The following is an 18,828-nucleotide window of genomic DNA, read 5'->3' as shown; positions in this document are numbered from 1 at the left end:
CGGTGTCGATCGCACGTCGCGTCGGCTCCCGCGTCCCCTCGCCCCGCACCGTGCTGGCAACGGTCGGAGCACGATCCGAGCAGGTGCGCCCGCACTGGGCCGCCCGGCTCGAGGACGTCAAGAATGCCGTCGTCGGTCGCGCACTGCGCAGACTGCACTGGGATCTGCGACTTCAGCCCTTCCACGGCTACGGGTCCCCGACCCGCGTCCGGGTGATGGCGAAGGTCCTCCACTCCTCCCCCGGCACGCCCGCCGATTTCCACGATCAGCCGGTCCACGACATGCGCACGATGGCGGTGCGGGGCTGGCGGAACTTCGCGGGCCAGGTGGTCCCCTACAGCACCGTGCACGTGCTGGTGGGCGGACAGGAGTTCAGCGTGCGCGCCGATCGCGGCGGCATCGTCGATGCCGAGATCGAGATCGATCTGCCCCCCGGCGACCACCAGGCCGTGCTGTGGACGGCCCCCGGCAACGAGGTCACCGCTGACATCACCGTGTTCCCCGACGAAGCGAGCGTGGGACTGGTCAGCGACATCGACGACACCGTGATGGTGACCTGGCTGCCCCGGCCCCTGCTGGCCTTCTGGAACGCCTTCGTGGTCCACCAGTCCTCCCGCCAGGTCGTTCCCGGCATGCCGATGCTCTACCAGCGCCTGGCCCGCGAGCACACCGCGATGCCGGTGATGTACCTGTCCACGGGTGCCTGGAACGTGTTCCCGGTGCTCAAGCGCTTCCTGTACAAGAACGGGTATCCCGACGGTCCGCTGCTGCTGACGGACTGGGGTCCCACCAACACCGGGTTCTTCCGCTCCGGCCGCGAGCACAAGGAGCGGGCGCTGCGCCGGCTGGTCGCGGACTTCCCGGAGATGCGGTGGATCCTGGTGGGCGACGACGGGCAGCACGACCCGTCGATCTACGCGGACTTCGCCTCCGAGCTGCCGGATCACGTCGAGGCGATCCTCATCCGGCAGCTGACCGAGTCCGAGCAGCTGCTCGCTCACGGCACCCTGCGACCCCTCGAGCAGCGGCGCCGCGGCAGCCACACCCCACGGACCGCCACGGCCCCCGACGGACACGGACTGCTCGCCGAGCTCGAACGCGCAGGAGACCTCCCATGACCATCTCGCAGGACACCGACCTGCAGGTCCGCCCCGCCCGGCCCGCGGACGTCCCCGACATCGTCGACCTGGTCCAGGCCGCCTACCGCGGCGAGGGCGGGTGGACGACCGAGGCCCACCTCGTCCGCGGCGCGCGGACGCACCCGGACGAGGTCCACGGGATGCTCGCCGACGACGCGGTGGTCCTGCTGGTCGCCGAGGCCGTCACCGACCTCGAGCCGGCCGCCGACTCCCCCGCCGACGTCGTCGGCTGCTGCTACACGCGCCAGGAGCCCGCCGATGTGAACGGCCGGATCCAGGCCGAGCTCGGGCTGTTCGCCGTCCATCCCTCGGCGCAGTCCCGCGGGCTCGGCGGGCGGCTGCTGGAGTCCCAGGCGGAGCTCCTGAGGTCGGCCGGGGTCGACGTGCTCATGATCCGGGTGCTGCAGTCCCGACCCGAGCTGCATGCGTGGTACGAGCGGCACGGCTTCGTGCGGACCGGCGCTGCCGTCCCCTTCCCCGGTGACCCCTCCTGGCTGACCGTGGAGGGTCTCGGGATGGATGTCATGGAGCGCCCGCTGACCTGAGCCCCGGCCGCGCAGCTGTTGAGGTCGCCCCTGCTGGGCGACGACGCTGACCTGCACGACCGTGACGCAGAGTGGCCCATGCCACTAAACTGCCCCCATGAGCATCGACGCCTACGTCCCGTCCCCTTCCCGCTATGACGGCACGCCCTACCGGCGGGTGGGCCGCTCCGGTGTTCTGCTGCCCCCGATCTCGCTGGGATTCTGGCAGAACTTCGGGGAGGGCCGGGATCCGCAGGCCCTGCGAGCGATCGTGCGCCGTGCCTTCGACCTCGGCATCACCCACTTCGACCTGGCCAACAACTACGGCCCGCCCCCGGGGAGCGCGGAGGAGCACGTCGGCCGCATCCTCGAACAGGACTTCCGCCACCTGCGCGACGAGATCGTCGTCTCCACGAAAGCCGGCTACCGGATGGGGCCGGGCCCCTACGGCGACGGCGGCTCCCGGAAGTACCTGCTGACCTCCCTGGACCGGTCGCTGCACCGGCTGGGCCTGGGATACGTCGACATCTTCTACCACCATCGCGAGGACCCGGACACGCCTCTCGAGGAGACCATGGGCGCGCTCCACCAGGCAGTCCGCAGCGGCAAGGCCCTGTACGCCGGGATCTCGAACTACTCCCCCGAGCGGACCGTCCAGGCGGCCGAGATCCTCGCCGACCTGGGCACACCGCTGCTGATCCACCAGCCCTCCTACTCGATGTTCAACCGGCACGTCGAGCACGGTCTGCTGGAGGCCGCCGACGGCCTCGGGATCGGACTGGCCGTCTACTCGCCGCTGCAGCAGGGGCTGCTGACCAACAAGTACGCCTCCGGGGTCCCGACGGGCTCGCGGGCGAGCAATACGGGAGGCTCGCTGACCGCACGGCAGGTCCACGATCACGCCTACCAGGAACGCCGGCACGCCCTGAGCGAGATCGCGCTCGGGCGCGGTCAGAGCCTGGCTCAGCTCGCCCTCGCCTGGACCCTGCGCCACCCGTCGGTGGCGACCGCCCTGGTCGGAGCCTCCACGGTGCGTCAGCTCGAGCAGAACAACCTCACCGTCGAGAACCTCGGCTTCACCCCCGAGGAGCTGGCGCTCATCGACGAGTTCGCGATCGACGGCACCGCCCGCTGAGGGTCCGCACGCGGCTCAGCCGGTGTTCTTCAGACCGGCCGCCACACCGTTGATCGTGGTCAGCAGCGCGCGCTGCAGCTCCGGGGAGAGCTCCTCGCCGCGAGCCGTCGCGGCCCGGGCGCGCTGCAGCATCGCCACCTGCATGTAGGAGATCGGATCCAGGTAGCGGTCGCGCACGGCGAGGGTCCGCTTCAGCACCGGCTGGTTGTCCAGCAGCTCCAGCACCCCGGTGAGGCGCTCGAGCTCCGCGACGGACAGCTCGTACTCCGCCTTGATCCGGTCGAACAGCGGCCACAGCCGCTCCGGCACCAGCGAGTGCACGTAGTGCGCGGCGATCTGCATGTCCGTCTTCGCCAGCGTCATCTCCACGTTGCTGATCACGGTGCGGAAGAAGTGCCAGCTGCGGTACATCTCGTGCAGGTCCGGCTCGAGCCCGGCCTCACGGGCGGCCTTCAGCCCGGAGCCCGCGCCGAACCAGCCCGGCACGATCTGCCGCGACTGGGTCCAGCCGAACACCCACGGGATCGCCCGCAGGCCGTCCAGGCCCTTGTCGGAGGTGGCGCGCTTGGAGGGGCGCGAGCCGATGTTCAGGTCCCCGAGCTGCTCCACCGGGGTGGAGGTGACGAAGTACTCGGGCAGGTCCGGGTCGTCGGCCAGCGTGCGGTACCGGGTGAAGGAGGCGTCGGAGACGGTCTGCATGACCTCGCCCCAGCGTCCCAGCTGCTCCTCGGTGGAGCGCGGCGTGGTGTGCAGAGCAGAGCCCTCGAGCACCGCCGCCAGCGACAGGTCGAGGTTCTCCCGGGCCAGCGTGGGCAGGGTGTACTTGTCGGAGATGACCTCGCCCTGCTCGGTGAACTTGATCTCGCCCTCGAGCACGCCGTACGGCTGGGCGAGGATCGCGTCGTAGGTCGGCCCGCCGCCGCGGCCCACGGACCCGCCGCGACCGTGGAACAGGCGCAGCGTCACCCCGTGGCGCGCCGCGACGTCACGCAGACGCCGCTGGGCCTGGTGGATCTCCCACTGGCTGGTCATCACGCCGGCGTCCTTGTTGCCGTCGGAGTAGCCGAGCATGACCTCCTGCAGGTCACCGCGCAGGCGGACGATCTTGCGATAGGAGGGGTCGCTGAGCAGCTCGTCGAGGATCTCGCCGGCGTGACGCAGCTCGGAGACCTCCTCGAGCAGCGGGGCGAAGCTGATGTCGGCGCGGTTCCCCTCGCCGCCGGGCAGCGTGACCAGACCGGCCTCACGGGCCAGCAGGGCGACCGCGAGGATGTCGTCGGCCCCGTGGGTCATCGAGACGATGTAGGTCTCGATGGAGGAGGTGCCGTACTTGCGATGGGCGTCGCGGATCTCGTCGAGCACCCGGTAGGTGGTGCGGGTGGCGTCGTCGAGGATCGTCTCGTCCGAGCTGAGCGCCGTGCCGACCAGCGGGCGGCGGCTGGCGAGCTCGGCCCCCAGCACCGTGGTGCGCTCGGCGCGGCTGAGCTCCGCATAGGGGCGATCCAGCTCCCCGACGCGGTCGAAGACCCGGGCGAGCACCTCGTGGTGCTTCTCGGAGTGCTCGCGCACGTCGAGGGTCGCCAGGTTCAGGCCGGAGCCGGCCAGCACCTGCTGCGCGATCGCGATCGCCCCGTCGGCGGCGCGCTTGCCGCCATGACGACCCAGCGCGGACCGCAGCACCGAGAAGTCCTGCTGCAGCTCGTCGCCGTCGCGGTAGTCCTTGCCGTGCACGTGCGGTTCCCCGCTGAGGATCCGTTCGCGGGTGGCCGTGAGCTTCGCCCGCATGGTCCCGAGCTTGAGCCGGTAGGGCTCCTGCTCGTACAGCCTCTGCTGGACCTCGTCGACCTCGGACTCGAACTCGAGATCGGCCGCGATGCTCGCGCGCAGCTCCTCGTCCTCACCGGTCAGCGCGCTGGAGATCGACAGGTCCGCGATCAGCTCCGAGATGACGTCGATCGCGAGATCCACGGCGGTCTCCGCCTGCAGCTGCAGGACCTCGCGCGTGACCTCCGCGGTGACGAAGGGGTTGCCGTCACGGTCACCGCCGATCCAGGAGCCGAAGCGCAGCGGGACCTGGCGCTCGGACAGGTCCGCCCCATGGCCGCGCAGCTCCTCGCGCAGATCGTCGAGGAAGCCCGGCATGGTCTGCATGTACAGCTGACGGAGGTAGTACAGGACGTTGCGGGCCTCGTCCTGCGGGGTGGGCCGCTGGCGGCGCAGCTCGTCGGTCTGCCACAGCGACTCGATGAGCTCGGAGAGCGCATGGTCCTGGCGGCGCCGCTCGGCGGTGCCCTCCTCCGTGTCCTGCTCCAGGATGTCGGAGATCTTGCGCAGCTTGGTCAGGACCGCCCGGCGGGACGCCTCGGTGGGATGGGCCGTGAAGATCAGGCGCACGTCGAGCGAGTCGACAGCCTCCTGCAGACCGGTGGGGCCGACCTCCTCGTGGACGTCCGCGACGGTGCGCGGCACCCACGACTGAGAGGCCGGGCGATCATTCAGCCCACGCACCCGGTACACCTGCTCCGCGGCGTTCGCCAGCAGGAAGTACTGGGCGAAGGCACGGGTCAGCTCGGTGGCCTGCTCGATCGGCAGCTCCGCCAGTCGGTCCTGGACGTCACGCGCCTCGCCCTCGGACTCCGAGGACTTCGCGTCCTTGGTCAGCGTGCGGACCTGCTCGACGAGGTCCAGCAGCTCCTGGCCGTGCTGGTCGGCGAGGGTGCGACCCAGCAGGGTCGACAGGCGGCGGACGGTCGCACGCAGCGGCGCATCGATATGGGGATCATCGCCGACGACGGGGAACTCGCTCGTCAGGGTCGGGACGGCAATGGCGTCGGTTTCTGGCACGGGGCCTCCTGGGGTCGGCGGCGCCACACAGCGGCCGCCGACAGCTGAGGCGACCGCTTCGGCGCGGAACGAACGGGCACAGACTACCGCGAGGGACTCTCGCAGCATCCGGCGGGACGGTCCGCGGACGGACCGGGCCACGGTCCGGGGCCGACGGAGAGCGTCCCCGCCGGCCCCGGATCCCGGGCTTCGCGGGTCAGAGCACGGCGCGCAGGAAGTCCCTGGTGCGCTGGTTCTCGGGCTCGCTGAAGATCTTCTCGGGCGTGGCCTCCTCGACGATCGAGCCCTGGTCGAACATCATCACGCGATCGGAGACGTCCTTGGCGAACTGCATCTCGTGGGTGACGATCAGCATGGAGATGTCTGTCTCGGCGGCGATGTCCTTGAGGACACCGAGCACCTCGTCCACCAGCTCCGGGTCCAGCGCCGAGGTGACCTCGTCCAGCAGCAGCACCTCGGGGTCCATCGCCAGGGCACGGGCGATCGCCACGCGCTGCTGCTGACCACCGGAGAGCTGCGAAGGGTTGAAGTCGCGCTTCTCCCCCATGCCCACCTTCTCCAGCAGGCCCTCGGCCTTGGTGATGGCTTCGGCCTTGGGCAGACCCATCACATGGATGGGCGCCTCGATGATGTTCTCCAGCACCGACATGTTCGGGAACAGGTTGAAGTGCTGGAACACCATCCCGATCTGGGTGGTGGTCCGGCGACGCTGCTTGTCCGCGACGCGCTGGCGCTTGCCGCCCTTGTGCTCGTACTGCAGCGCCTGCTCGCCGACGTAGATGTATCCGTCGGTGAGCTCCTCGAGCGTCATCAGCAGGCGCAGGATCGTCGTCTTGCCCGAACCGGACGGGCCGATGAGGGTGACGCGCTCCCCGCGCGAGACCGTGAAGTTCAGGTCGTCCAGCACGGTGTTGTCCCCGAAGCGCTTGATCACGTCCCGGAACTCGATGTGCGCAGTGTTCTCAGGCAAGTTTCTTCTCCAGTCGTCGGATCAGGAGGGACGTCGGATAGCTGGCCGCCAGGAAGATGAGGCCGGCCAGGGTGATCGCCTCGGTGTATCGGAAGGTGTCTCCTCCGTAGTTCTGGGCGACCCGCACCATCTCCGGTACGTAGATGACCACGAAGAAGGGGGTCTCCTTGAACATGGAGATCGCGTAGTTGCCCAGGGCCGGCAGGGTGTTGCGGATCGCCTGCGGGACGACGACCGCCCTCCAGGTGCGCAGCCGCGGCAGCGACAGCGCCGTGGCGGCTTCCCACTGCCCCTTGGGCACCGAGTCGATCCCGGCGCGGTACACCTCGGCCATATAGGTCGTGTAGTGGATGCCCAGCACCCAGATCCCGATCGCGAGCGTGCTGTCGATGTAGGGCGAGAGCGCGAGGTTCGCGAACACCAGCTGCACCACCAGAGGTGTCATGCGGATGAACTCGACCACGCCGGTGACCGGGGCGCTGATCAGCCGCGGCGCGCTGCGCCGGGTCATCGCGACGACCAGGCCGAGCACCAGGGCGATGAGGGTGCCGAGCACGGTGGCCAGCAGCGTGATCTTGAAGCCGTCCAAGAGCATGGGGAAGACCGCGAACGCGTGGTCCCATTCCCACCAGGAGGGGTTCATGCCAGCTCACCTCCCGCGGGCTTGCTCCCGGGGGCGCGGAACAGCATCCCCCAGGACTGCGACAGGGCGGGGCCGCGCCCGATCTTGTGCTTGGCCCGGACCTCGAGCGCGTTCATGAGCACCACGATCAGCCAGGCGATGAGGAAGTAGGCCAGGAGCGCGAAGATGTACGCGAACCAGGTGCCGGTCCGGATACGCAGCTGCTCGACCTGGAAGAAGAGGTCGTACAGCGTCACCGTGTAGACGATGGCGCTGCCCTTGAGCAGCTGGATCCACAGGTTCGACAGCGAGGGCAGCATCAGGGCCCAGGCTTGGGGGATCACGATGCGGAACATCCCGCGCATCGGGCTCAGGCTGAGGGCGCTGACCGCCTCGTACTGGCCGGTCGGCACGGAGCCGATGGACCCGCGCACGACCTCGGCGGCGTAGGCCCCGTAGTTCAAGCCCAGTGCGAGGACCCCGATGGCCAGCGGTTCGAGCTGGAAGCCGAAGGGATAGGGCAGCTGCGGAAGCACGAAGGCCAGCCAGAACAGCTGCACCACGAGCGAGGTGCCGCGGAAGAACTCCACGAAGATGCGCGCGATGATGCGCACGACGGCGAACTTCGCCACCTGGGCGATGCCGAAGACGAAGGCGATCAGCAGCGCGAGCAGGGCCCCGAGTGCGGTGGTGAGCACGGTGATGTAGACGCCGTCGAGGATCAGCGGCATCCGGTCCAGCAGCAGCTGGAAGTTCGGTCCGAGGTCCTGGAAGAAGCCGATCACACCATCCATCGGCCGGTCACCTCCTGGGCGAGCACGGACCCGGCGCGCCCCGTGGTGGGACGCGCCGGATCGAGCTCATCGCTGGGGCAGGGGCTCACTGCAGGGAGGACAGATCGCCCGAGCACAGGATCTCGGTCGTCATGTCCTCGGGCGGCAGCTCCTGCTCGGTGAAGCCGAAGTCACCGACGATGGAGAGGTAGCGCTCCGGATCGGCGATGATCTCGTCGAGCTTCTCGTTGTACGCCTCCAGCAGGGAGGTGTCGTCCTTGCGGAACACGGTCGCGCCGGCACCGAACTGCTTGACGTCGTTGATGTTCGCGACGAAGCTCTCGGTCACCTCGACGCCGTCGACGGTGTTGTCGGCCAGCCAGTTCAGCGAGATCGCGGTGAGCGCGAAGGCCGCGGCGTTGCCGGCCTTCAGCGCGTCCACGCCGTCCTGCGGTCCGCCGACCTCGATGCTGTCGAGGCCGAGATCCTCGGCATAGGTGGACTCGATCGCGCCGGACATCGTGGCGACGGTCAGACCGGAGTCGACGAAGGAGTGCATGTCCTCCAGCCCTTCAGGGTTGCCCTCGAGGACCATGAGCGCGGTCGTGTACTGGAACTCGGGGTGGCTGAAGGCGGCCTGGGCGCAGCGGTCCGGGAGAATCGACATGCCGGCGCTGACGGCGTCGAACTGGCCGGCGTTCAGGCCCGGGATCAGCGAGTTCCAGTCGGTGAGCTTGCCCTCGACCGTGTCGATGCCCAGCTCCCCGAAGATCTCGCGGTGCATCGCGAGGGTCGCGCCCTTGAGCTCGCCCCCCTCCTCGAAGCTGTAAGGCGCCTCGCCGGCGAAACCGACGGTGATGGACCCCTTCTCCTGCAGCTGGGAGAGCAGGTCGCCCCCGCCGCCGCCGTCGCTGGCGCCGCCACCGCCGCCACCGCCATCGGTGCTCTCGCTGGTCCGGCTGCAGGCGGCCAGACCGCCCAGGGCGGCGGCCGACAGGACGAGTCCGCTGCCGCGGACGAAAGTTCGGCGATTGTGCATGGTGGTCCCTCTCACTTGCTCTCGACGTGCGACCACCCTACGGGTTGTCGGACAATCAGACGTCTGGATATCGGATTAGCGTCCACGCTATCGGGCAAGCGATCTCTCCCACGGATGCAGACGTGATTCGTGATCCGGTCGTGACCCCGTGTCATGGGATCGTGACCTCATGACGTGCAGGACACAGGGCACGGGGCCACCGAGGAGCGTCGATGCGGGATGACGTCGCTCCCCCGCCCTGTTCTACGATGTCGCCGCGCGGCGCGCGCCGCACACGAGCAAGGAGGACGGCGATGACGACTCGCCATGAACGGGTGCAGCTGCCGATGATGCAGCCGCTGCGCCGGCCCTCGATCATCGACCAGGCCGAGCTCGAGCTGCGCAACGGCATCTACTACGGCGACCTCCGTCCGGGCGACGCGGTCCCCGAGGTGCAGGTGTCCCGCCAGATGGGCATCTCCCGCTCCTCGCTGCGCGAGGCCTGCCAGCGTCTGGTGCGCGACGGCCTGCTCACCCAGATCCCCGGTCGCGGGCTCTTCGTCACCCATATGGACGCCGAGACGATGTCGGACTTCATCGACTATCGCCTGGGCATCGAGATGCAGGCCGCCACGATCGTCGCGGAGCGGGTGGCGCGGCTGCGCAGCACAGGTCATGGCGAGAAGGTCGAGATCCTGCTCGCCCCGCTGCGGGCGTGCCTGGAGCGCAGTCGCACCTCGATGGCCGCCGAGGAGGTCATCGAGGCCGGCAACGCGGACCTCGACCTCCATCAGCAGCTGGCCGAGCTCTCCCGCAACCGCTTCCTGGTCACCGCGATGAACACGATCGTGATCCTCACCCGGATGGGCAGCTTCTCCGACCCTCTCGGCTTCGGCGTGCGCGCCGACATCACCTCCACGCTCGAGGATCTGGTCGAGGCGCTCTCCCGCGGCGATGCCTCCCGGGCCCGCGCGCTGCTGCGCGAGTCGCTGCAGGAGCTGGCGCGCCGCCTGCGCTCCGGCGAGGAGACCGTCGAGGACACCGAGGTCGTGCGCGATCCGGACCTGCTGGAGTCGACCGCCCCGGAGTGGCCGACCCTGGGCGAGGGCGACGCGACGAGCTGACCCGGGCCGCACCGGGCCGCTCCCGTCGGCTCGGGCCGGCGCTCGTCGGCTATGGACAGCGAGAAGGCCTCCGACCCGCGAACATCTCGCGGATCGGAGGCCTTCTCCGTCGGGCGGAGACGAGAGGATTTGAACCTCCGAGGCGATGTTGGTCGCCTACTCCCTTAGCAGGGGAGCGCATTCGGCCGCTCTGCCACGTCTCCTGATGCCGTGCGCTCGGCAGGGCATGCCGGAACAGCATACGGGAGCACGGGGGGTGCGCCAAAGCGGGAGCAGGCAGATCACGTCACATGTGTGGACCGCCACCGCACAGCGGGCCGGCCTGCGCCGAGGTCGCTCCTGCGGCGTCAGGGATCAGAGCCCGAGCTTCTCCTGCAGCAGCGCGATGTGCTTCGGGGTGCCCACGCGGTACTTCACGAAGGTCAGCACGCCCTCGGCATCGAGGGCGAACGTCGAGCGGATCGTGCCCTGGACCGTCCTGCCGTACATGTTCTTCTCGCCCCAGGCCCCGTAGGCCTCCATGACCTGGTGGGTCTCGTCGCCGGCCAGGGTGTACGGCAGGTCCTGCTCGGCGACGAAGCGGTCCAGCTCCGTGACCGGGTCCGGGGAGATGCCCACCACGCGGTATCCGGCACCCGTGAACAGCTGATGGTTGTCGCGCAGGTCGCAGGCCTGCTTCGTGCACAGCGAGGTGTTCGCCGCCGGGTAGAACCAGATCAGGGCCGGGGCCCCGCGCAGCTCCGCGAGGCTCACCCGGCCGCCTCCGGCGCTGGGCAGATCGAACTCGGGGGCGCGGTCGCCGACGGCGAGCTTCACGGGGGCGGTCATGTCACTCCTGGGGGACGGTGGGCGACGGCTCCGCACACCTTATCGGGCCGACCCGACAGGGCCCGTCGGCCGCGGCCGACGGCGCTTGAAGTACGTCTGGCGGAAGAGCCGTTCGGCGTGGCGGTCGCCGAGCAGCAGCAGCTTGCCGGGCGACGAGGGGATCGACTCGCTGTCGTAGCGGAGGGTGCCGTCCTCCTCGGCGACGGCGACGATGTGGCAGCCGGTGCGACGGTGCACCTCGGAATTGCGCACGGACCGCCGGACCAGCGAGGACGGCCGGGGTGCCAGGAACAGCTCGTTGCCCTCGGCCACCAGCACACGGTGGCTGAGCCCGGCGTGGTTCCACAGGTCGGTCGCGCCGATGGTGGCGTAGGACAGCACGCTGTCCGCCCCCGCGCGGTACAGCGTGGCGACGTTGCGCTCGTAGGTGGCGCGGGAGACGACCTGCAGCTCGGGGCGCAGACGACGACAGAACAGGGTCAGATACACATTGAGGTCGTCGTCCCGAGGCGTCACCAGCACCGCGGTCGCGCGGTCGAGACCCGCCCGCCGCAGGACCCTCTGGTCCGCGGCGTCGCCGTCGACCACCGTGTAGGAGGCGGTCCCCTCGAGGGCCGAGTACGAGTTCTCCACCCGGCCCGGCAGCTGCTCGACGATCGTGTTGGGGATCCCCTGCGCGGTCAGCTCTCGCGATGCGGAGCGTCCCACCCGACCCCCACCGATGATGATCACCGGGTCCTCGGACTGCTCCTGGACCTGGAACTGCGCGTCATAGGCCGCGAGCTCGTCCGGCTCCCCCGCGAGGATCAGCACGGTCGTGGCCGTGATCTGCAGCTCGGGCTTGAGCGGGCGCAGCCGCCCCTTGCGCATGATCGCGAGGATCCGCACGCAGGAGCGGAGGCTCTCGGTGGCCTCCCCCAGGGTCATGCCCACCAGGGCGGTGTCCCGCGCGGCGGCCTCCGCGATGAAGGTGTCGCCGAAACTGCCGATGCGATGGACCCGTCCCGTCGATCCGAGCACGCGGGAGGCCATCTCCCGGCCCAGCACCGCGCCGAGTTCGAGCACGTGGTCGGAGCCGGCCAGGCCGAGCACGTCGACGGAGACGGGTTTGCTCGCGGTGACCGCGACCGGGACGTCGCCGCAGACCTGACGGACGGTGAACGCGACGTTGGTGTTGGCGGTGTCCGAGAGCGTGGAGACGACCAGGCGGGCCCGTTCCGCCCCGGCGCTGCGGTAGGTCATCGCCGAGTCGAGCGGGCCGACGACGACCTGCCGACCCTGGTCGTGGATCCGTCCGGCCTCGATCGGGTCCTCGACGACGAGGACGGCGGGCACCTGCGAGCGTTCGGCGCGGGCGGCGAAGGCCTGGGTGACGGCGTCGGAGCCCACCAGCAGGACGTGGTCCTGCAGGGCTGCGGGGACCTTGCGCGGGGTGCGCGTGGTGCGACGCCGGTCCAGCCAGGGCGTGACGATGTACTGGATGACGAAGAAGGGCAGCAGCACCAGCATGTAGACGACCCCGCTGAGCAGGACCCACAGGGAGAACAGGCGACCCACGTCGCTGTCGAAGGTGATGTCGCCGTAGCCGAGCGTCGACATGGTGGTGATCGCCCAGTAGATCGCGGTGACGAGGGAATGGTCCTGTCCCTCGAGCGTCATCAGGGCCAGGAAGCCGGCGGCGTGGACGAGCACCATCAGGGCGCCGATCGCGACGATCAGCACCCCGGACCGCGACGTCCGCCGCGCCGCCGGGACGTGCTCTGCGCGCCGACGTCTGCGCTCGGGCAGCTCCATGACTCTCCTCTCCGTGGCGCCCGCCCCTCGTGGTGAGGTCCGCGGCGGGCCTGCGGCATCGTAGGCCGGTCCCGTCGGCCGCGCCCAGCGGGCCCGCGCCGGTGAGGGCGAGGCCACTGTGCCTGCCTCGTCACATCCCGGCACCACCAGCGGGGCGAGGCACGGGGTCCCCGATGCGACGCCGTGTCGCCGCCTTCTACCATGTGGTCCTGACCCGGGTGCGCACGGGCCCTGCGGGGCGCTCTCAGCTGGTGCCGGGCTCGGTCTCCCAGGCGTGGGTGACCAGCTCGGCCAGCACGCCGAGGTCGATGTCCTCGAGCTTCTTCACCCACACGCATCCGGCGCCGCGACGATGCCTGCCCATCCGCCCCAGCAGCTCGTCGGTGCGCGGGAGGTTCACGAGCCCGTACAGGGCGAGGTCCGCCTTCCGGGGGCTGAAGCCGACGTGGAAGGTGTCCCCCTCACGGCCGCTCGCATACACGTAGTGGGTCTGTCCGTAGCCGATCATGGTGGGCCCACATGGTCGCCGGTGCGCCGGTGGCCTCACCGAACAGCTCCAGGAGGACATGGCCCTCGCGGGCGCGTCGGGCACCGAGGCCCGCGACGTGCTCGGCCGGGTCCACCGCGGTCGCGTGGGTCCTCAGGTCCGCGGCGTTCTTCCCCGTGTTCCCGCGGGTGACCGTGGCCGAGCGGCCCTGCGGAGCGGGCGGGTGCGCCAGGGTCTCGCCGTGCTCGGCGAGGGCCGCCTGCAGCCGACGCCCGGCGGCGGGGCCGACGCCGTGCAGAGAGGCCAGCAGGCCCCAGTCCGCCCCGGCGAGGGAGCCGAGGGTGGTCAGCCCCTGCCCCGCGAGGGCTCGCGCCGCCGGTCGGCCGACGCCGGGGATCTCGCCGATCGGCGTGCTGAGGTCGCTCATGGTGGGCAGGCTACTCGGAGGCCGCGACCTTCGCGGTCGATCCGCGAGGCACGAACTGGGTGGGCAGGCCGATGCGGGCGCGTCCGGCGCCGGGCGGGGCCGCAGCCGTCAGGACCAGGTCCGTCGCGGGCGCGCCCGTCGGGGGCGCGCCGCGTTCGTGCACCAGATCGATGGCCGCGACGCCCATGTCGTAGCGGGGCACGCGGACGGTGCTGAGGCCCGGGGTGACCAGGGCGGAGAACTCGATGTCGTCCCAGCCCACCACGCTGATGTCGCCGGGCACGCCGACGCCGAAGCTGCGCAGGCGCTCCATCAGGGCCAGCGCCATGACGTCGTTGTAGACGAGAACGGCGGTGACATCGGTCAGCAGCACGCTTTCGGCGCCGCGTCGTCCGCCGTCGACCGACGGTGGGAAGGAACCGATGTCGGTCCATTCCAGGCCCGCTCCGGTGCAGACCCGCTCGATCACGGTGCGCCGCACCGCATCGGACCGGCTGGTGCCGGGTCCGCCGACGTAGCCGATGCGGCGGTGGCCCATGCGCTGCAGGTGCCGCAGCGCTGCCGGGATCCCTTCGGCGGGATCCGCGAACACTCCCGGCAGGGCCGGGGAGACACGGTTGACGAGACTGAGAGGGGTCATCGTGGCCGCCTGGCGCAACGAGTCCTCGTCCATCCGGCTCGAGCACAGCACGATGCCGTCGACCTGGGCGGCGAGGGTGTGCACCAGAGGCAGCTCCCCCTCCGGGACCTCGCCCGCATCGGTGATCAGCAGCTGCGAGCCGAGCTGGTGGGCACGGGCCTGGGCCCCTTTGAGCACGGCCGGGAAGAAGGGGTTCTCCAGGTCCGGCACGATCACGCCGTAGACCCCGGCACGGCCGGTGATCAGAGCACGGGCACTGCGGTTGGGGGCGTACCCGAGCTCCTCGGCGGCGGCGAGGACCTTGTCCCGGGTGGCGGTGCCGACCAGCTCGGGTCGCTGGAACGCGCGGGAGGCGGTCGCGACCGAGACCCCCGCCCGGGCCGAGACGTCCTTCAGGGTCATGGCCATCGACTCGCTCCTCACCTCCCCCGGGCCTGTTCCCGGCCCGGTCGTGATCGACTCCCCCGAGCGCGCACTGCAACTTTTACATCCCGGCCATATCCTACGGTATGGAAAGGGGGTTCCCTGAGGGCGAATCCTATGCAATCGTTTACGTCGTTGCGGCACGCCGCCGGCTCCTGGGCCGCGAGCCGGGAGGGCGCTGCCGGAGGCGCACTGCTGCGGAGGGAGGACGTCATGAGAGCACTGCAGGTGACCAGGCCGGGATCGGCCGAGCTGGCCGAGGTCCCCGCGCCCCGGCCCGCCGCCGGGGAGGCGCTGCTGCGCGTCCGCTATGCGGGCATCTGCGGCTCGGACGTCCAGGTCCTCCGCGGCACCCAGCCCTTCGCCTCCTATCCCCGCGTGCCCGGCCACGAGTTCTCCGCCGAGATCGTGGAGCTGGGCGGCCGCGACCACGGGTCGGGTGACGCCCCCGGGAACACCGCCGGCTTCGCGGTCGGGGACCTGGTCACCGGGGTGCCGTACATCGAGGACGGCACCTGCTACTCGTGCCGCCGCGGCCTGGTCAACGCCTGCGTGCACAACGAGACCATGGGCGTGCATCGCGACGGGGCCTTCCAGGAGCTGCTGACGATGCCGCTGGACCGCCTCCACCGCGCCGACGGGATCGACCCCCGGGATCTGGCCCTGGTCGAACCCTTCTCGATCGGCTATCACGCCGTGCGTCGCGCCGCGGTCGGCCCCGGCGAGCGGGTGCTGGTGCTCGGCGCCGGGGCGATCGGCCTGCTCACCCTGCTGGCCGCCCGCCTCCACGGCGCCGAGGTCTGGATCGCCGACATCGTCCCGGGCCGCCTGGAGCTCGCCGCCTCCCTCGGCGCCGCCGGCATCGCCGATCTCAGCACCACCACGATCCAGGAGCTGGTGGGCACGGCCACCGAGGGCGACGGCTTCGACGTGATCTGCGAGGCCACGGGGCTGCCGGTCTCCTTCACCAATGCGATCGAGGCGGCGGCCGTCGGCGCGAGCCTGGCCCTGATCGGCAACGGCACCGCCGAGGTCACCTTCAACCAGTCCGTCCTGATCAAGAAGGAGCTCACCGTCGTCGGCTCCCGCAACAGCCGTGGCGTCTTCCCGACCCTCATCGAGCTGCTGGAGACCGGCGAGGTCGAGGTCTCCCCGCTGCGCACGAGCGTGGTGCCGTTCACCGCCGCGACCGGGGCGCTGCAGGCCGCGGCCGCCGGGTCGACCGCGGACGTCAAGGTGCTCCTGGAGTTCCCGCCCGGCCCGTGATCCGCGCCCGGCATCCGCCGTTGATCCGCACCGCCCGTTCCACCTCCCACCCCTCGCCCTTCCGATCGGAGAACCCCATGACCCTGCGCACCGACTCCCTGGCCGCGAGCATCCGCTACGACGGCCCCGCCCGCTCCCTGCAGCTGACCGCCGCCTCGGCCGACGCCCTGGCCGGATTCGAGGGCGAGGCCGCCGCGGGCGGTGACGGCCACGTGCTGAGCGGTCCGCTGACCACCACCAACGCCCGGGCGCTGCAGGACGCCTTCGAGGTCCTGCGTCCCCGGCTGATCAGCGGGCACCGCACCTCCGTCGGCACCGGCGACCGCACCGGGCTCGCCACCCCCGGCCAGGTCCGCGCCTTCGCCACCGAGGGCACCGGTGTGATGCCTGTGCTCGCCCAGCAGTCGATCCGCGAGATGGACCGGCTGGGCCGCAGCGCCCGCACGGTCCTGGACGACGCCGTCTTCGGGCTGGTGGAGGCCGGGTGGGAGGGGGGCTTCGGCGCCGACTGCGACCACATCAAGACCACCGAGGGCATCGACCGCGGCCTCGAGGCCGGCTTCACGATGTTCACCCTCGATCCCGGGGACCTGGTCGCCGATACGACCGGCGGGATCACGAGGGCCGACGCCGAGGCGCTGCCCTGGGACCAGCTCGAGGACTCCCTCGCCGATCTCACGACGCGCTACGCCGGGATGACCCTGGACGTCGGTCACTCGCAGTTCGAGGTCACCGAGCGCGACGTCCTGACCGCCGCGGTGAAGTACGGCCGCGCGGTGGTCGAAGCGATGGATCTGTACCGCCATGTCACCGAGCACGCCCGGCACGAGGTGGAGATCGAGATCGCGGTCGACGAGACGGCCTGGCAGACCACCTTCTTCGAGCACTACTACCTCGCCTCCGAGCTCACGCGCCTGGGGGCGAGCTGGTTCAGCTTCGCCCCCCGCTACGTGGACGGCTTCGAGAAGGGCCTGGACTTCCTCGGGGACGCCGAGGAGCTGCGCACGAACCTCGAGGCGCATCATGCGATCTCCGAGCAGTTCGGCGGGTACCGGATCTCCCTGCATTCCGGCTCGGACAAGTACTCCATCTACCCTCTGTGCGTCCAGGCCACGCAGGGGCACGTGCATCTGAAGACCTCGGGAACCAGCTACCTGTGCGGCCTCGAGATCGTCGCCGCCCACGAGCCGGAGCTGTTCGGGGCGATCTGGGGCATCTCCCGCGCCTCCTACGTCAAGGCGCGCGCCAGCTACCAGGTCTCGGCCCACGAGGACCGCACCCCCACCTCGTTGGCCGGCGTGGACCTGGTGGATCTGATCCGATCGGCCGACGCCCGCCAGATCCTGCACGTGGGCTACGGCGACTCGCTCAGCGGCACCGATGCCGCCGGCGCCTCGATCCACGACCGCTTCCTCGACGTGGTGGCCTCGCACCAGGGCGAGCACACCGACGTGGTCGCCGCCCACATCGGTCGCCACCTCTCCCCGTTCGCCGCGGCCGACGTCCGGAGCTGACGCGCAGGGGGTGCAGGCTCCTGCGCCCCCGGGGTGCCAGGATGTCCCCTGATGACCGTCGGAGGGGGAGCGCAGTGCTGGGTGTGCTGGGTGTGATGGCCGCGGTGGTGCTGTGGTGGGCGGCCTACCTGCTGCTGTTCCGGCAGGATCGGCGCCGGCTGCGCACGGGGTTCGTCCTGCTGCTGGCCGTCCACGCGTGCATCGCGCTGCTCACCCTCCTGCTCTGCGGGCAGCGCCCCGCCGGCGAGGCACTGCTCCTGGCCGGAGGCGCCCTCGGCCTGCTCGGCGCGCTCACCCTGGGCGTCACGGTGGTCGTCGGCGCCGCGGTGGTCCCCCCGCTCGAGAGCGGCCCTCTCGGGCGGCTCTCCTCGGGGCTCGGCGGGATCGCGCTGCTGGTCGCGCCCTGGGCCGTCCTCGCCCTGGTGGGCACCGGGACGCCGCTCGGGATCGGCATCGGGATCGCGGGCGGAGTGATCGCCGCGCACCTGGGACTCGCCTTCCTCGTGTACCTGGGCGCCACGGTCCCCTACCAGGTGCTCCCCTCGCCCCGGGAGAGCACGGGGATCATCATCCTGGGCTCCGTCCTGTTCGACGGCCGCATCCCTCCCCTGCTGCGCAGTCGCCTCGATCGCGCCGTCGCGGAGCGCGAGCGACTCCTCACCCTCGGGATCGATCCGCTGCTGGTGCCCTCCGGCGGCAAGGGTGACGCGGTGAACCCCGCCGAGGCCACCGCCATGGCCGCGTATCTGGTCGCGGTGGCCGGGGTGCCGGCCGGTCGTGTCCGCACCGAGACGGCCGCCCGCACCACCGAGGAGAACCTGGTCCTCTCGCACGCCCTCCTCGACCGGGCCGGCCACCAGGGCCCCTACATCATCGCCACCAGCCGGTATCACGCGTTCCGCGCCGCGCTCCTGGCGCGCGGGCTCGGGTTCGACGACCAGGTGATCGGTGGTCCGACAGCCCTGTCCTACCTGCCCACCGCGACGCTGCGCGAGTTCGTCATCACCCTGTGGCGCCGGAAGCGCTGGATCGCGGCGCTGGTCCCCGTGACGGCGGCTCTCGTCGCGCTGCTGGTCGCCCAGGTCGTCCCGAGCAGCTGAGGCTCACGAGCCCCCGTCGTCGGGGAGCACCAGCTCTCCGATCGGGCCGGGGCCGACCGCGATCTCGCAGCGGCAGCCGTCGGAGGGGACGTCCAGCTCCGCGCTCCATCCGAGACCGTCCCGGGAGAACCGGCGGCTCTCGGCGAGATCGTGCACGGCGAGGGTGATGATGCTGATTCTCCGGTCCATGCGGAGCATGT

At 70.7% G+C, this 18,828-nt stretch carries 18 protein-coding genes and 1 tRNA gene; 7 read left to right on the top strand and 12 right to left on the bottom strand.

All coding sequences use genetic code 11. From position 1 onward, the window contains the following. The first annotated feature begins 2 nt into the window (after positions 1 to 2). From BH708_RS17650 to BH708_RS17640, 3 genes are all read left to right on the top strand, one after another. Entirely contained in the window at positions 3 to 1,118 is a 1,116-nt protein-coding gene (locus BH708_RS17650; protein ID WP_253705388.1) for an App1 family protein, read from the top strand. Continuing rightward, the gene (locus tag BH708_RS17645; protein ID WP_076810285.1) at positions 1,115 to 1,684 is read left to right on the top strand and encodes a GNAT family N-acetyltransferase; all 570 of its coding nucleotides are present in this window, start codon (positions 1,115 to 1,117) and stop codon (positions 1,682 to 1,684) included. The genes BH708_RS17650 and BH708_RS17645 overlap by 4 nt, the downstream gene beginning before the upstream one ends. A 97-nt stretch (positions 1,685 to 1,781) precedes the next feature. Further along, the gene (locus BH708_RS17640) at positions 1,782 to 2,798 is read left to right on the top strand and encodes an aldo/keto reductase (protein ID WP_076810284.1); all 1,017 of its coding nucleotides are present in this window, start codon (positions 1,782 to 1,784) and stop codon (positions 2,796 to 2,798) included. Positions 2,799 to 2,813: 15 nt separating this feature from the next. Here the strand turns inward: BH708_RS17640 and ppc are convergent, their stop codons facing one another. The 5 genes from ppc to BH708_RS17615 form a co-directional block, all read right to left on the bottom strand. After that, a complete protein-coding gene (gene ppc, locus BH708_RS17635; RefSeq protein ID WP_076810283.1) occupies positions 2,814 to 5,642 on the bottom strand; it encodes a phosphoenolpyruvate carboxylase in 2,829 nt (942 codons plus the stop codon). Between the two features lie 196 nt (positions 5,643 to 5,838). Further along, on the bottom strand, positions 5,839 to 6,612 hold the full coding sequence (ehuA, locus tag BH708_RS17630; protein WP_253705387.1) for an ectoine/hydroxyectoine ABC transporter ATP-binding protein EhuA: 774 nt from the start codon (positions 6,610 to 6,612) through the stop codon (positions 5,839 to 5,841). Further along, positions 6,605 to 7,255, bottom strand: coding sequence for an ectoine/hydroxyectoine ABC transporter permease subunit EhuD (gene ehuD, locus BH708_RS17625; protein ID WP_076810282.1), 651 nt, complete (start codon positions 7,253 to 7,255; stop codon positions 6,605 to 6,607). The genes ehuA and ehuD overlap by 8 nt, the downstream gene beginning before the upstream one ends. Next, complete coding sequence (gene ehuC, locus BH708_RS17620; RefSeq protein ID WP_076810281.1) at positions 7,252 to 8,028, bottom strand: ectoine/hydroxyectoine ABC transporter permease subunit EhuC; 777 nt, start codon at positions 8,026 to 8,028, stop codon at positions 7,252 to 7,254. The genes ehuD and ehuC overlap by 4 nt, the downstream gene beginning before the upstream one ends. 85 nt (positions 8,029 to 8,113) lie before the next feature. After that, positions 8,114 to 9,046 carry a transporter substrate-binding domain-containing protein gene (locus tag BH708_RS17615; protein ID WP_076810280.1) on the bottom strand — a complete coding sequence of 311 codons (933 nt, stop codon included), beginning with the start codon at positions 9,044 to 9,046 and terminating at the stop codon, positions 8,114 to 8,116. 293 nt (positions 9,047 to 9,339) lie between these two features. Between BH708_RS17615 and BH708_RS17610 the strand changes: the two genes are divergently transcribed. Then, entirely contained in the window at positions 9,340 to 10,149 is an 810-nt protein-coding gene (locus BH708_RS17610) for a GntR family transcriptional regulator (protein ID WP_076810279.1), read from the top strand. A 114-nt stretch (positions 10,150 to 10,263) separates the two neighbouring features. Here the strand turns inward: BH708_RS17610 and BH708_RS17605 are convergent. From BH708_RS17605 to BH708_RS17585, 6 genes are all read right to left on the bottom strand, one after another. Further along, positions 10,264 to 10,352, bottom strand: a tRNA-Ser gene (locus BH708_RS17605). A 151-nt stretch (positions 10,353 to 10,503) separates the two neighbouring features. Then, a complete protein-coding gene (locus tag BH708_RS17600) occupies positions 10,504 to 10,977 on the bottom strand; it encodes a peroxiredoxin (protein WP_076810278.1) in 474 nt (157 codons plus the stop codon). Between the two features lie 39 nt (positions 10,978 to 11,016). Next, positions 11,017 to 12,771, bottom strand: coding sequence for a TrkA family potassium uptake protein (locus BH708_RS17595; protein WP_076810277.1), 1,755 nt, complete (start codon positions 12,769 to 12,771; stop codon positions 11,017 to 11,019). A 244-nt stretch (positions 12,772 to 13,015) separates the two neighbouring features. Beyond that, the gene (locus tag BH708_RS20455) at positions 13,016 to 13,279 is read right to left on the bottom strand and encodes a DUF1801 domain-containing protein (protein ID WP_253705386.1); all 264 of its coding nucleotides are present in this window, start codon (positions 13,277 to 13,279) and stop codon (positions 13,016 to 13,018) included. After that, positions 13,233 to 13,685, bottom strand: coding sequence for a helix-hairpin-helix domain-containing protein (locus BH708_RS17590; protein ID WP_253705385.1), 453 nt, complete (start codon positions 13,683 to 13,685; stop codon positions 13,233 to 13,235). Before BH708_RS17590 ends, BH708_RS20455 begins: the two co-directional genes overlap by 47 nt. Before the next feature lie 10 nt (positions 13,686 to 13,695). Continuing rightward, positions 13,696 to 14,733, bottom strand: a complete 1,038-nt coding sequence (locus BH708_RS17585; RefSeq protein ID WP_076810276.1) for a LacI family DNA-binding transcriptional regulator — start codon at positions 14,731 to 14,733, stop codon at positions 13,696 to 13,698. 228 nt (positions 14,734 to 14,961) lie between these two features. Between BH708_RS17585 and BH708_RS17580 the strand changes: the two genes are divergently transcribed. The 3 genes from BH708_RS17580 to BH708_RS17570 all read left to right on the top strand — a co-directional run bounded on the left by BH708_RS17580 (position 14,962) and on the right by BH708_RS17570 (position 18,628). Further along, positions 14,962 to 16,014: a zinc-binding alcohol dehydrogenase family protein gene (locus BH708_RS17580; protein WP_076810275.1), complete on the top strand. Its 1,053-nt coding sequence runs from the start codon at positions 14,962 to 14,964 to the stop codon at positions 16,012 to 16,014. A 77-nt stretch (positions 16,015 to 16,091) separates the two neighbouring features. Beyond that, positions 16,092 to 17,528, top strand: a complete 1,437-nt coding sequence (locus BH708_RS17575; RefSeq protein ID WP_076811556.1) for a tagaturonate epimerase family protein — start codon at positions 16,092 to 16,094, stop codon at positions 17,526 to 17,528. 41 nt (positions 17,529 to 17,569) lie between these two features. Continuing rightward, positions 17,570 to 18,628, top strand: coding sequence for a YdcF family protein (locus BH708_RS17570; RefSeq protein ID WP_083713765.1), 1,059 nt, complete (start codon positions 17,570 to 17,572; stop codon positions 18,626 to 18,628). A 3-nt stretch (positions 18,629 to 18,631) separates the two neighbouring features. Here the strand turns inward: BH708_RS17570 and BH708_RS17565 are convergent, their stop codons facing one another. Beyond that, positions 18,632 to 18,817: a VOC family protein gene (locus BH708_RS17565; protein WP_076810273.1), complete on the bottom strand. Its 186-nt coding sequence runs from the start codon at positions 18,815 to 18,817 to the stop codon at positions 18,632 to 18,634. Positions 18,818 to 18,828: the final 11 nt, after the last annotated feature.

The sequence above is a fragment of the Brachybacterium sp. P6-10-X1 genome, from assembly GCF_001969445.1.
Classification (GTDB): domain Bacteria; phylum Actinomycetota; class Actinomycetes; order Actinomycetales; family Dermabacteraceae; genus Brachybacterium.
This window is presented reverse-complemented; position numbering and strand designations above follow the sequence as displayed.

Excerpts from the sequence above, each read along its gene's own strand:
- BH708_RS17645 (WP_076810285.1), top strand. The coding sequence starts at position 1,115 with ATGACCATCTCGCAGGACACCGACCTGCAGGTCCGCCCCGCCCGGCCC.
- BH708_RS17640 (WP_076810284.1), top strand. The coding sequence starts at position 1,782 with ATGAGCATCGACGCCTACGTCCCGTCCCCTTCCCGCTATGACGGCACG.
- ehuD (WP_076810282.1), bottom strand. The coding sequence starts at position 7,255 with ATGAACCCCTCCTGGTGGGAATGGGACCACGCGTTCGCGGTCTTCCCC.
- ehuC (WP_076810281.1), bottom strand. The coding sequence starts at position 8,028 with ATGGATGGTGTGATCGGCTTCTTCCAGGACCTCGGACCGAACTTCCAG.
- BH708_RS17615 (WP_076810280.1), bottom strand. The coding sequence starts at position 9,046 with ATGCACAATCGCCGAACTTTCGTCCGCGGCAGCGGACTCGTCCTGTCG.
- BH708_RS17610 (WP_076810279.1), top strand. The coding sequence starts at position 9,340 with ATGACGACTCGCCATGAACGGGTGCAGCTGCCGATGATGCAGCCGCTG.
- BH708_RS17600 (WP_076810278.1), bottom strand. The coding sequence starts at position 10,977 with ATGACCGCCCCCGTGAAGCTCGCCGTCGGCGACCGCGCCCCCGAGTTC.
- BH708_RS17595 (WP_076810277.1), bottom strand. The coding sequence starts at position 12,771 with ATGGAGCTGCCCGAGCGCAGACGTCGGCGCGCAGAGCACGTCCCGGCG.
- BH708_RS20455 (WP_253705386.1), bottom strand. The coding sequence starts at position 13,279 with ATGATCGGCTACGGACAGACCCACTACGTGTATGCGAGCGGCCGTGAG.
- BH708_RS17590 (WP_253705385.1), bottom strand. The coding sequence starts at position 13,685 with ATGAGCGACCTCAGCACGCCGATCGGCGAGATCCCCGGCGTCGGCCGA.
- BH708_RS17585 (WP_076810276.1), bottom strand. The coding sequence starts at position 14,733 with ATGGCCATGACCCTGAAGGACGTCTCGGCCCGGGCGGGGGTCTCGGTC.
- BH708_RS17580 (WP_076810275.1), top strand. The coding sequence starts at position 14,962 with ATGAGAGCACTGCAGGTGACCAGGCCGGGATCGGCCGAGCTGGCCGAG.
- BH708_RS17575 (WP_076811556.1), top strand. The coding sequence starts at position 16,092 with ATGACCCTGCGCACCGACTCCCTGGCCGCGAGCATCCGCTACGACGGC.
- BH708_RS17570 (WP_083713765.1), top strand. The coding sequence starts at position 17,570 with ATGTCCCCTGATGACCGTCGGAGGGGGAGCGCAGTGCTGGGTGTGCTG.
- BH708_RS17565 (WP_076810273.1), bottom strand. The coding sequence starts at position 18,817 with ATGGACCGGAGAATCAGCATCATCACCCTCGCCGTGCACGATCTCGCC.